General features: G+C 66.5%; 10 protein-coding genes. 6 read left to right on the forward strand and 4 right to left on the reverse strand.

Annotated features, from left to right (window positions below; all coding sequences use genetic code 11):
• The first annotated feature begins 22 nt into the window (after positions 1-22).
• The 3 genes from ASG11_RS13090 to ASG11_RS13100 all read left to right on the forward strand — a co-directional run bounded on the left by ASG11_RS13090 (position 23) and on the right by ASG11_RS13100 (position 2974).
• Positions 23-361, forward strand: coding sequence for a P-II family nitrogen regulator (locus tag ASG11_RS13090; protein WP_055780924.1), 339 nt, complete (start codon positions 23-25; stop codon positions 359-361).
• A 123-nt stretch (positions 362-484) separates the two neighbouring features.
• Positions 485-1897: a type I glutamate--ammonia ligase gene (gene glnA / locus ASG11_RS13095; RefSeq protein ID WP_055780926.1), complete on the forward strand. Its 1413-nt coding sequence runs from the start codon at positions 485-487 to the stop codon at positions 1895-1897.
• A gap of 222 nt (positions 1898-2119) precedes the next feature.
• Complete coding sequence (locus ASG11_RS13100; RefSeq protein ID WP_055780928.1) at positions 2120-2974, forward strand: hypothetical protein; 855 nt, start codon at positions 2120-2122, stop codon at positions 2972-2974.
• A gap of 120 nt (positions 2975-3094) precedes the next feature.
• Here ASG11_RS13100 and ASG11_RS13105 read toward each other — a convergent pair whose 3' ends face one another.
• Positions 3095-4069, reverse strand: a complete 975-nt coding sequence (locus tag ASG11_RS13105) for a quinone oxidoreductase family protein (RefSeq protein ID WP_055780931.1) — start codon at positions 4067-4069, stop codon at positions 3095-3097.
• A 129-nt stretch (positions 4070-4198) separates the two neighbouring features.
• Between ASG11_RS13105 and ASG11_RS13110 the strand changes: the two genes are divergently transcribed.
• Together ASG11_RS13110 and ASG11_RS13115 are read left to right on the forward strand one after the other, a co-directional pair.
• Entirely contained in the window at positions 4199-5623 is a 1425-nt protein-coding gene (locus ASG11_RS13110; protein ID WP_055782647.1) for an aldehyde dehydrogenase family protein, read from the forward strand.
• A gap of 7 nt (positions 5624-5630) precedes the next feature.
• A complete protein-coding gene (locus ASG11_RS13115) occupies positions 5631-6482 on the forward strand; it encodes an ATP-grasp domain-containing protein (RefSeq protein WP_055780933.1) in 852 nt (283 codons plus the stop codon).
• A 7-nt stretch (positions 6483-6489) separates the two neighbouring features.
• On the opposite strand, the gene ASG11_RS13120 is transcribed toward ASG11_RS13115, so the two are convergent.
• Positions 6490-6984, reverse strand: a complete 495-nt coding sequence (locus ASG11_RS13120; protein WP_055780936.1) for an AAA family ATPase — start codon at positions 6982-6984, stop codon at positions 6490-6492.
• A gap of 213 nt (positions 6985-7197) precedes the next feature.
• Entirely contained in the window at positions 7198-7707 is a 510-nt protein-coding gene (locus ASG11_RS13125; protein ID WP_330218906.1) for a DUF1801 domain-containing protein, read from the reverse strand.
• Between the two features lie 268 nt (positions 7708-7975).
• Between ASG11_RS13125 and ASG11_RS13130 the strand changes: the two genes are divergently transcribed.
• Positions 7976-8536 (forward strand): DedA family protein, encoded by a 561-nt coding sequence (locus ASG11_RS13130; protein WP_055780942.1) that lies wholly within the window; start codon positions 7976-7978, stop codon positions 8534-8536.
• 140 nt (positions 8537-8676) lie between these two features.
• Here the strand turns inward: ASG11_RS13130 and ASG11_RS13135 are convergent, their stop codons facing one another.
• Entirely contained in the window at positions 8677-12804 is a 4128-nt protein-coding gene (locus tag ASG11_RS13135) for a translocation/assembly module TamB domain-containing protein (RefSeq protein WP_236697518.1), read from the reverse strand.
• Positions 12805-12807 lie beyond the last annotated feature (3 nt).

Raw genomic sequence — 12807 nt, forward strand, 5'->3', positions numbered from 1 at the left:
CGCCCATCCGAGGGGCCATTTCGTGAAAAAGATCGAAGCGATCATAAAGCCGTTCAAGCTGGACGAGGTGAAGGAGGCGCTGCACGAAGTCGGCGTCAGCGGCATCACGGTCACCGAGGCCAAGGGCTTCGGCCGGCAGAAGGGCCATACCGAACTCTATCGCGGCGCCGAATATGTCGTCGATTTCCTGCCCAAGGTGAAACTCGAGGTGGTGGTCGAGGACGCGCTGGCCGAGCGCGTGGTCGAGGCGATCGCCGCCGCCGCGCAGACCGGACGGATCGGCGACGGCAAGATCTTCGTCATCCCGGTAGAAACCGCGTTGCGCATCCGCACCGGCGAACGCAACGACGACGCGATCTGACGAATTGACGACCGGACGATTTGACGCAGCGCAACATTTCGTGACAGCGTCCCTGCGACCGGGGCAACTTCATTCCCGATTCTGTCGGGCAATCTATTCGATAACGAAAGGGCATGGGGCTTTATGGCGAACACCGCAAAAGACGTTCTGAAGATGGTCAAGGACCAGGAGATCGAATGGATCGACCTGCGTTTCACCGATCCCAAGGGCAAGTGGCAGCATCTGACGATGGTCGCCGGGGTCGTCGGCGAGGACGAGCTGGACGACGGCTTCATGTTCGACGGCTCCTCGATCGACGGCTGGAAGGCGATCAACGAATCCGACATGATCCTGAAGCCCGATCTGGACGCCGTCTGGACCGACCCCTTCTCGGCCACGCCGATGCTGATCCTGGTGTGCGACATCGTCGAGCCCTCGACCGGCGAACTCTATGCCCGCGACCCGCGCTCGACCGCCAAGCGTTCGGAGGCCTATCTCAAGACCACCGGTATCGGCGACACGATCTATATCGGGCCGGAAGCCGAATTCTTCATGTTCGACAACGTGCAGTTCGAGACGAGCTACGCCACATCGTACTACAAGATCGACGATATCGAGCTGCCGACAAACACCGGCACGTCGTATGAAGGCGGCAATCTCGGCCACCGTCCGCGCGCCAAGGGCGGGTATTTCCCGGTCGGCCCGGTCGACAGCGCGGTCGACATCCGGGGCGAGATGGTCTCGACCATGCTCGAAATGGGCCTGCCGTGCGACAAGCATCACCACGAAGTCGCCGCCGGGCAGCACGAACTCGGCCTCACCTTCGGCACGCTGACGCTGACCGCGGACCGCATGCAGATCTACAAATATGTCTGCCATCAGGTCGCGCAGGCATATGGCAAGACCGTCACGTTCATGCCGAAGCCGATCAAGGAAGATAACGGCAGCGGCATGCATACCCATCTGTCGATCTGGGAAAAGGGCGCGCCCCTGTTCGCCGGCAACGGCTATGCCGGACTCTCCGATACCTGCCTGTATTTCATCGGCGGGATCATCAAGCATGCCAAGGCGCTGAACGCGTTCACCAACCCGTCGACCAACAGCTACAAGCGGCTGGTACCGGGCTACGAAGCGCCGGTGCTGCTGGCCTATTCGGCGCGCAACCGCTCGGCCTCGTGCCGCATCCCGTACGGCACGGGTGCCAAGGCGAAGCGCGTCGAAGTGCGCTTCCCCGATGCGATGGCCAATCCGTACCTCTGCTACGCGGCGCTGCTGATGGCGGGTCTGGACGGCATCCAGAACAAGATCCATCCGGGTGAGGCGATGGACAAGAACCTGTACGATCTGCCGCCGGCGGAACTGGCCGAGGTGCCGACGGTCTGCGCCTCGCTGCGCGAGGCGCTCGAGAGCCTGGCCGCCGATCACGACTTCCTGCTCAAGGGCGACGTGTTCACCAAGGACCAGATCGAAAGCTATATCGAGCTGAAGTTCGTCGACGTGGCGCGCTGGGAGATGACCCCGAGCCCGGTCGAATACGACATGTACTACAGCTACTAAGCGCAGCCACGACCGCGCGGTGCGCGCAAGCGCACGGTCGCTGTCGCCCGGCGTCGCCATAGCGACGACCGACGACGTGGCTTCGCCACGGCGCAGACCAAAAAGAAGGGCGTCCGGATGATCTCCGGGCGCCCTTTTTCATCCGATTCGGCTGCTTGATATTGTTACGCACCCGATATCGTCATAGCACTGTCTATCATTGCGATCCGGGGGGATGAGACGGTGCAGATTCTTCGCTATTCGTCGGCGCTACTCGTCATGCTTGCGGGCTGCACGCACGACACGCTCAACAATGCGCTCGGCACGCCGAAGAACCCGACGGCGATATTCTCCGATCCGACAGCCGCGAAGGACAAGGTCGGTTCGCAGGACCGGATCATCATTCCGCTCTACAACGTGTTGCTGGAGGCGAGCGCAGGCCATGGCGATAATGCCAAACTCAACGGCGACGGGGACATGCGACGCTATCTCGGCGCCGGCTTCGCATTGTCCGACGTCTACTGCACGCGGTTCTTCGTCAAGACGGACGAGGCATATCGCCGCCGCCGGTTCGGCCGCACGCTGACCAACGATGTCGGCACGGTGATGACCACGGTGCTCGGACTGGCCAATGCCGGCGAGAAGGTGGTGACGGGCCTGGCCGGCGCGGTCGGCTTCGCGGATTCGGCCTGGCGCAATTACGACGACTCCTTCGTCGTCTCGCCGGATCTGAGCAATATCCAGTCCCTGGTGTTCGCCGCGCAGGACAATTTCCGCGCCCGATCCCTGGCCAAGGAGGCGGTGTTGCCGGCCGATTACGGCACCGCCCAATCGATCATCCTGCGCTATGCGAACATCTGTTCCTTCCTCGGCATGAAGGGCCTGCTGGATCAATCGGCCGCCAAGCAGAAGAACGACCTCAACACCGATACGGAAAAGGTCAACAAGCCGGCAGCGGCACCCGCCGTACCGGCAGCGCCGGCGCCAACGCCAGCCGCGCCGCGTGCACCGGCCGCCGCGCCTGCGCCAGCCCCTGCCGCCGCCACGATACGGCCCGAGATCGCCATCCCCTCGCTCGCCCCGAACAAGGACAATTGAGCGCGATCGGCGCTGGGCCGGATCGGCATTCAGCGATCGAAGGCGACAGTGTACGCGAAGGCGCGAACCTGAATGTCGGTTCGCCCTGGATGGGCGACGAGGGTGTGACGCTGCCGGGGCTTACGGCAGCAGCACCGTTGCCCCCTTAGTCTCGCCCGCCTCGAGAGCGCGGTGCGCGTCGGCGGCGTCTTCCAGCGCGAAGGTCTGGCCGATCTCGGCGGTGATCGCGCCCTTGGCGAGCATGTCGAAGACGCGCGCGAACCCGGCCTGCCGCTCCTCGGGCGTCACATAATAATCGAACATCGTCGGCCGCGTGACGAACAGGGAGCCGTTGCGCGCCAGCACGCCGAGATTGACGCCGTCGACCGGCCCGCTGGCATTGCCATAGCTGACGATCAGCCCGCGTCGCTTGGCGCTGGCCAACGACACCTGCCACATCGCCTTGCCGACGCCGTCCAGCACCACGTCCACGCCCTGACCGTCGGTCAGCGCGCGCACTTCCTTGGCGATATCGACCTGCTTGTGCAGCAGCACGTGATCCGCCCCGGCGGCCTTGGCCTGCGCCGCCTTCTCTTCGCTGCCGACCGTGCCGATCACCGTCGCGCCGATCGCCTTCAGCCAGCCGACCAAAAGATGCCCGACGCCGCCGGCCGCCGCGTGGACCAGCACCGTCTGCCCGGCCTGAACCTTCGCGCAGCGTTCGATCAGGAATTCGGTCGTCCCGCCCTTCAGCAGCAATGCCGCCGCCGTGCGATCGTCGACGCTGTCGGGCAGCGTGATCAGTTGCGCCGCTTCCACGTTGCGCGCGGTGGCATAGGCGCCGAGCGCGGGGCCGAACGTGCCGACCCGGTCGCCCACCGCGAAGCCGTCCACGCCGGCCCCCACGGCCTCGACCACGCCGACCGCCTCCGACCCCAGGCCGCTCGGCAGCGGCGCGGGATACAGGCCCTTGCGATAATAGACGTCGATATAGTTCAGCCCGACGGCGGTGTGGCGCACGCGAACCTCGCCTTCCGCCGGATCGGGCAGGTCGACATCGACCCATTCGATCACCTCGGGGCCACCGGTCTGCGTGATACGGGCTGCACGGTCCATCGGTCGATCTCCTCAAGCTGTCGGCTGAACGTAGGGCCCGCGTTTCAGGTTGCAACCGATCGTGCCGCGCGCCATCTAGGCGGCGGACGCGCGCGGCCGTACCGCATCTTCAAAAACATGGAGACGAGCATGAAGAGCTACCTCAAGCACTATATCGACGGCGCCTGGGTCGAGAGCGAGGGCGGCACGCGGCACGAGGTGATCGATCCCTCCACCGAACAGCCGGTCAGCGCGATCACGCTGGGCAGCCAGGCCGATGTCGACAAGGCGGTCGCCGCCGCGAAGGCCGCGTTCAAGAGCTTCTCGCGCACTTCCGTCGCCGATCGCGTCGCTCTGCTCGAGCGCATCATCGAGGAATACAAGGCGCGCATGCCCGATCTGGCGGCGGCGACGTCGGAGGAGATGGGCGCGCCGATCGGTTTCGCCAATGCCGCGCAGGCCCCCGCCGGCCTGGGCTATTTCATGGGCACGCTTAAGGCGTTGCAGACGTTCGAATTCAGCGAACAGGTCGGCAAGAATCGCGCGGTGCACGAACCGTTGGGCGTCGTGGCGATGATCACGCCGTGGAACTGGCCGCTCAACCAGATCTGCGCCAAGGTCGCCCCCGCGCTCGCCGCCGGCGACACGATGATCCTGAAGCCGTCGGAGGAAGCGCCGGGGTGCGCGGTGATCCTGGCCGAGATCCTCGACAAGGCCGGCGTTCCGGCGGGCGTGTTCAATCTCGTCAACGGCGACGGACCCGGCGTCGGCGCGGCGCTGTCCACGCACAAGGACGTGGACATGGTCAGCTTCACCGGATCGACCCGCGCCGGCATCGCGGTGGCGACCGCCGCCGCCGCGACCGTCAAGCGCGTGCATCAGGAACTCGGCGGGAAGGCGCCCAACCTCGTGCTGGAAGGCGCCGATCTCGCCACCGTCCTGCCGCCGACGGTGCAGGGCGTGCTCGCCAATTCGGGCCAGAGCTGCATCGCCCCGACCCGCCTGCTCGTCCACAAGAGCCAGGTCGCCGACGCCACCAATGTCGTCAAATCGATCATGGAAGCGGTCACGGTCGATGCCGCCAGCGTGATGGGCGCGCATATCGGCCCGGTCGTCAACAAGGCGCAGTTCGACAAGATCCAGGGCCTGATCCAGTCCGCGATCGACGAGGGCGCGACCCTGGTCACCGGCGGCACCGGCCGACCCGACGGGCGCAATGCCGGATATTTCGTGAAGCCCACCCTGTTCGCCGACGTGACGCCCGAGATGCGCATCTACCGCGAGGAAGTGTTCGGCCCCGTCGCGACGATCTCCAGCTACGACGATTCCGAACAGGCGATCGAGATGGCCAACGATACCGATTACGGCCTGTCCGCCACGATCTCCGGCGATCCGGCGGAGGCGGCCAAGGTCGCGCCGCTGCTGCGCGCCGGCATGGTGACGATCAATGCCTGGTCGGGCGGCGGCGGCACGCCGTTCGGCGGATACAAGCAATCGGGCAATGGCCGCGAGGGCGGCAAATATGGCTTGGCCGACTTCATGGAATTGAAGGCGATCGTCGGCGAGCCGGCCTGATCCCGGCATGACGATCACCGTCGACGTGCTGATGCCGGCGGAAGGCGATGGCTATGCCGAGGGGGCGGCGCGTGGGCTGGATGCCTATCGCGCCGCCTTCGCCTCGCACGGGATCGCGCTGAACGCCCGGCCTTGGACCGCCGGGCCGGGCAACGCGGATGCCACGCTGGCCCTGTTCGCCTGGGGCTATCATTTCGATGTCGCGCGGTGGCGGACGATGCTGGCGGATTGGCCGGTGGACCGGCCGTTGTTCAACGCGCCGGCCCTGCTCGCCTGGAACACGCGCAAGACCTATCTCGCCGAACTGGAACGGGCCGGGGTTGCGATCGTGCCGAGCCTTTTCGGCCGCGCCGACGCGGACAGCGTCGCTGCCGCCTTCGCGCGCTTCGGCGGCGAGGAATTGGTGATCAAGCCGCAGGTCTCCGCCGGCAGCGACCGCACCGTGCGCGTGAAGCGCGGCACGCCGATCGTGCCGATGGACGATGCGATTCTCCAGCCGTTTCTCGACGCGATCGGTGGCGAGGGCGAACTGTCCTTCCTGTTCGTCGGCGGCACTTTCAGTCACGCGGTGCGCAAGGTGGCGCTGAGCGGCGAATTCCGCATCCAGCCGCAATTCGGCGGGGTCTTCACCCGCTTCGATCCGGACGCCGACATCGCGCTTGCCGAACAGGTCATCGCCGCCTTGCCGGTCACGCCGCTCTATGCGCGGGTCGATCTCATCCGGCTGGCCGACGGCACGCTGGCGCTGATGGAGATCGAGGCGATCGAGCCCGATCTGTATCCGCACCTCGAACCCGCACTGCCGGATCGGCTGGCCGAAGCGATCCGGCAGCGATTGGCCGATGCGCGCGACGGCTGACGTTTGATCACCGCGGACGATGTAGCACGATCTCGAACCCCTCGTCCGGCGACGGAGCCACGAAGTGCCGGGTGAAAAGAACGAAGTCCTCATCGCTGGCGTTGAATTCGTGGCCGCCAGCCTCGTTCCTTCGATGAAGACGCGCCTTGCAGACCTCGTCCGTCACGTCGAGATAGTGAAGCTGGTGGGCGCAACCCGCGTCCTCGAAGAGTGTGCGCATCCACGCTCGACTGACCAGCGTGTCGGCGGGAAAGTCGAGCACGACCGATATTCCGTTGCGCAGCAGTTCGATCAGATGCGGGGTGATGGCGGCGCGCAGCCGGGTCGAATTGCGGAGATAGTCGGCGAGATCATTCTGTTCGCCGGGATAGAGGCGGGCCAGCCAAGAATCCTCCTTTACGACGATGGTGTTGGGCGCCTTTGCCAAGACTTCGGACAGTGTCGATTTTCCAGCAGCGATCTTGCCGCACAACAGGTGCAGTACGGGCGTTTTTGAAGACATGATTGCAGACCTTCGTTGACGCTCTCGGCGTCATGATTTTCACATGCGGACGTGCCCGACCTGACGCATCAGGCCGGGAGATTAATTCGTCCGCCGATCGCAACCGCGATGTGAATCATGAAGATCATTCGGCGAAGATGGCAAAATGCACGGGATCGATCCAGCGCCATTTTTTTTGGGCGGTCGAAATGTGGCCGCGTCAGCGGATCGAGTTCAGCCGCTTGTGCCGGACGCTTTGCCGACGTTCAGCGCGACCGCTTCGGCCACCAGCGTCTTGAAAGCGGCGGCATCCAAGTCGTCTCCCTCGCGGAGGTCGATCGCCCGCCGCGTGCCACCGCCGAAACCGGCGTTGAACAACCCGGCTGGATCGTCGAGCGCCGCCCCGCGCGCGAAGGTCAGTTTGACATAGGCCTTGTACACCTCGCCGGTGCAGATGATCCCGGCATGCTCCCAGGTCGGCACGCCCGACGGATTCGTGGGCTTGGCCCATTTCACCGTTTCGATCACCTCGGGATCCGCCGCGTGGATCAGCTTTCGCACCCGCGCCAACGCCTCGCCCCGCCAATCCGCGAGCGCTTCGAGTTTCGCGTCGATCCGGGAAGATGGGGATGATTCATCCGTCATACGGCCTCCTGAACGCTCGCCCGACACTTGCGTGACAAGACGCGGACGTCGGCGTCGATCCGATGGCTCCGGAATAAAGCCGGCGACGGTTTCGCGCAACCGCACTCGTCCCCGCCCGGGCCCTGGAGCCTGATGATATAAGGTTGAACCACATCCTCCATCATTCCCGCGAAGGCGGGAGTCCATAATCATTGCACTTTGTGAGCCTCGCTCGGTCAACCAGTATGGCTTTCCGCCTTAGCGGGAATGACAGCGGAGGGGAGGCGACTCAAACCAAAGTCATCACGCTCCAGAAGGCTGGTCTTCAGGCGAAAGTGTCGCCGTCAGGGCTGGCGTTGGCCCCGGAAAATCGCCACCAGCGCAATCCATGTCGATCGAACTTCTCATTACCCGCTACGGCCTGGTCGCCGTATTCCTCGGTGCCGGGATCGAGGGGGAGACGATGGTCGTCACCGGCGGGTTGCTGGCGCATGACGGGCTGATGCCGGTCGTGAGCGTGGCGATCGCCGCCGCCGCCGGGTCGTTCGTCGCAGACCAATTGTTCTTCGCCGCCGGCCGCCGCTTCCGCGACCATCCGCGCGTCAAGAAGATCGAGGCGAAGCCCGCCTTCGCCAAGGCGCTCAGCCTGTTCGAGCGGCACCCGACCGCCTTCGTGTTCGGCTTCCGCTTCCTCTACGGCCTGCGCACCGTCAGCCCGATGGCGATCGGCACCACCGCGATTCGCACGCGCACGTTCGCGGTGCTGAACCTGGCGGCGGCGGCCTTGTGGGCGGTGCTGTTCACGGCCATCGGGTTCGTCTTCGCGGACGGGATCGAGGAGATTTTCGGCAAGATCAAATCGGTCGAGCATGTGGCGATCGGCGTCGTGGTGGCGGCGCTGGCCGTGTTCGGCGCGGCGAAGCTGTGGAAATGGTGGCGAGGACGCTGATTTCCCACAAATCCGGCCGTCATCCCGGCGAAGGCCGGGATCCAACGGTCGGCATGCGCTGACATTCGTTACCGAGCACTTCCCGAGCTGCTAGTTGGATCCCGGATCAAGTCCGGGATGACGGAGCCCGAAGGCGGCCCTCAATAATCTTTCGACACCCGCACGTTGGCGCTCTGCCGCCCCAGCGTGGAAATGCTCGACAGCAGCGACAGCCAGCGGGTCACCTGATATTCCACCTGGGTCGCGGAATAGCCCTGCCCGTCGGTGATGATCTCCGCGAACAGCCGGCGCGTGACGTATTTGCCCGCCGCCACCGATGTGCCCTGCCCGGTCTGCGGATCGGCCGGCAGGATGCGCAATCGGTCGAGCCCCGCCGCGCGGCGCACCGCGTTGATCGGGTTCAGCCCGCCGCTACCGCTCTGCAAAGCCGCCACCGCCGCCGCCAATTGCAATGCCTCGGGCGCGGACAGGTTGGTGATCGAGGTGCCGAACAACAGCCGCGAGAGCAGTTCGTCTTCCGGCAGCGCCGGCACGCTGGAGAAGTTGATCTCGGGCTTCAGCGCGTTGCCGGTCACCCGGATCGTCGCGTTCAGCCCTGTCGTCCCGGCATTGGCGGCGATATCGAGCGAGGGATTGGCCGGCACCGATCCGTCGAACAGGATGATGCCGCGCTCCAGATCGAACTCGCGCCCGGAAAATTCGTAATTGCCGCGCACCAGATCGGCGCGCCCGGTGATCGCGGGATTGTCCGGCACGCCGCCGATCTTGAGGTCCGCCGACCATTCGCTCGCCAGCCCGAGGCCGCTGACCCGAAGCGCCTTGGTCGCGCGCGCGCGCACGTCCAGCCGCCACGGCTTGCGCACGATATCGTCGCCGGCATCCAGATCGCCGGGCACGTTGATCTCGCGCAGGTTCAGCTTCGGCACCGCGCTCGCCACCGTCGCGCGGCCCAGCCGGTAGCGGCTGTCGTTGAGCTTCACGTCGCCCGAGATCACCCCGCCCGATCCGTCCGACTTGAAGCTGAGCGGGCCGGTGACGGTCGCGCCGATATCGTCGCGGTTGATCAGCGCGGCGTGATCGGCCTGCACGTTCAGGTCGATGCCGAAGCCGTTGGCGGCGGACAGGTCGAACGTGCCGCTGCCCGTCACCTTGCCGCCCTTGCCAGCATCGGCGGTGAAGTTCGGGATACTGAGCCGCGACCCCGCGAACTGGCCGTTCGCCTGCACGTTGGTCAGCACCGTGCCGGTCGTGCCGCTCTCGATCTTCGCGCCGCGCGCCTGCACGACGCCGCGGATGCGCGGATCGTTGACCTTGCCGCCGAGATCGGCGGCGATCGCGACCGGGCCGGTCAGGTCGAACAGCTCGATATTGGCCAGCCGCCACAACGTATCCGCCGGGCCGGTATAGCGCAGCTGCGCGAACAGATCGGCATTGGCGAGGCGGCTGGCGAGATCGCCCGACCCGAGCGGCATCAATTGCGCCTGCGCGCGCCCGACCGTCCTGCCGCCGCTCGCCATCACCGCGCGCGCCACCGCCTTGTTTGGCTGCAGCACCGCCGCGACGCCGACATCGATCGGCTGCGAGGACAGGACCAGGCCGGAGCGCGTGAGCCCGTGCACCGTCATGTCGATCCGCCCGGTCGGTGCCTGCCCCTGCCCTTGCGCATAGGACAGCTTGCCCGACGCGCTGCCGCCGAGGCCGAGGCCCGGATAGCCGATGTCGAGGATCGCCAGCGGCATGCGCGTCAGGCTGGCGTCGATCGCGCTGGACGTGCCGGTGAAGCGCCCGCCGATCTCGGCCGTGCCGCCGGCGAAGCTCAACTGCGTCGGGGCGATCCGCCAGCCGTCTCCGTCGCGCGTGATGATCGCGGGCGTGAGCAGCTTGAGCGGCCGCCGGTCGAGCGTGCCCTGCGCGGCGACGCTGTAGCCGTCCGGCGTGACCTGAGTGACCGACTGGATATCGAACGCGCGGCCGCGATTGCCCGCGATCGACGCGGTCACCTGCCCCACGCCGCCGCGCAGCCTGGCATTGGCAGCGAAGCGTCCGACCGTCAGCCCACCGCGCCGCAGGCCGTTGCCGGTGATCGTCGCCTCGACCGTGGTGCCCGCCGGATCGAGCAACGCGACCATGTCGATCCGTCCGCGCCGGAGCGTCACCTGATCCGCCAGTTTGGCCGACGCGGCGTCGATATGCGCCTCGATCCGCTGCACGTCGCCGACCGGGCGGAACAGCAACTCGCCCGATAGACCGCCGCCCGCCACCGCCAGCCGCCCGTCGAACCCACCGGTCACGACGTTCAGCGCACCGCTGGCCCGCGTGCCCGACACGTCGAGCCGAGCGATCGCGATCGTCGCGTCGCCGCCGGGCGGCAACAGGATCTCGCCATCGCCGCTGAACGGCCCGAGCCGCGACTGGCCCTGCGCGGTAAAGGCGAAGCCGGCGGCATTGGGATCGAGATGGGCGGTGACGTTGCTCAATCCCAGCGTATCGTTCGGACGGTCGAACACCAGATCGAGCGTCGGCTTGTCGATCTTGCCGTCGAGCTTCAGCGTCAGCGGACCATAGGTCGCCTGTCGCCCGCTGCCCTCGAAATGGAATGTGCCGTCCCGCCTTCGGAAGCCGTTGCCGCGCAACTGTATCTGCGGCGCGGTGAGCACGAGATTCTTGAAGTGCAGCACGCCGTCCGTGGTGCGCTCCAGACCGGTCACCATGCGTGGCAGGCCACCGGCGAGCGAGCGGAAGAAGGCGTTGTCGAGCCGGATCATCTGCGCCGTGCCGGTCCCGATCACGCGCGTGCCATGCCCGTCCACGCCCGGCACGACCTGCAACTTCGTCATGACATCGACGACGCCGAGACCGGGGATGAGATAGCGCCCGAGCCCGCCGTTGAGACCGATCTCGTAGCGCCCGGTCTTGAGATCGAGGATGAGGTTGAAGCGCCCGGTCAACTTGTCCGACGTGAGTTTCAGATCGGAGCCGGTCACCTCCGCCGGCGTGATCTTCAGCACGCCCGCGACCTTCAGGTTGCGCAGGATGCCCCCGGCGACATCGCCCACCCCGGTGACGCGCTGCGCCACGAGCACGATCGGCACGCTGACCGGTGCCTTCGAGAACCGCCCCTTGCCCGCGGCATGCGCGCCCTCGAACCCGGTATCGTCGAAGGCGAAGCGATCGGCGGTCAGCCGGTAATCGAACCCGGCGGTGGCGAACGCCCCGTCGAGGATCGCGCGCAACGCGATGTCCCGCCCGGTCATGTTGGGGAACAGGGCCGATGGACGCAGCAGGCGCGCGGCGATGCGCACGTTGCGATAGGCGTTCGCGGCAAGATCGATCGTACCCGTCGTATCCACGCTGAGCGCCGCCGAGCGCAGCGACACCCTGCCCTCCAGCCGCCGGTTGGCGAGCATCGCGCCGCCCGTCACCAGCACGCGCGGCGAGGTCAGCCGCATGCCCTTGCCGTGCAGGAACGGCGCCGGAACCAGCGTGCCGCCCAGCGTATAGGCACCGCGTTTCGCGCCGAGCTTCAGATCGACCGCGCGGATATCGCCGATATCGGCGGTCGCCGCGCCGTGCCACGCGCTCCAATTGCCCTCGCCCGACACGTCGAGCGCGATCGGGCGGCCCAGGCCGGACAGGTTGGCCATCACGCCGTCCGCCGTGCCGCGCGCCTGGACCGACAGGTCGAACCGATCGCGATCCGGCTCGGCATCGAGCGTCATCTTCAGCGTGTCCTTGCCCTGCACCGCCGCCGAGAGATCGACCAATGCGCGCCCGGCATGGGTATCCGCGCGCCCGCGGATCTGCGCGATGCGCGGCGTGCCGGCGATTGCCGCCCCGATCGTCAGCCGATCGATCCTGAGCGCGCCGATGCGGATGTCGAAATCGGGCAGGATCGGGCCGGTCTTGCCGGTCGGGATCGTCTGGGGCAGCCGCGCGAGGATCGCGCGCGGGATGATCAGGCGGCTGATGTCGAGCCGGTTCGAGATCCATGCGAACGGCGTCCAGCCAAGGTCCGCGCGTGGTGCGAAGAAGAACACGCCCTTCGGATCGCGCACCCGCACGTCGATCAGCACGGCGTTCGAATAGAGCGATCCGTCGATCCGCCCGACGCTGTAGCGCAGCCCGTTGGACGGGCGCTGGCCGGCGATCTGGTTGGCGACCCAGCGATGCCCGACGCTGGTATCCAGCACGAACAGCACCAGAGCGATCAGCCCCACGAGCCCGAGCAGGATATAGACCGGCCAGCGCCACCAGCGAGGCGGGCGCACGGC

This window comes from Sphingomonas sp. Leaf357 (genome assembly GCF_001423845.1).
GTDB lineage: Bacteria > Pseudomonadota > Alphaproteobacteria > Sphingomonadales > Sphingomonadaceae > Sphingomonas.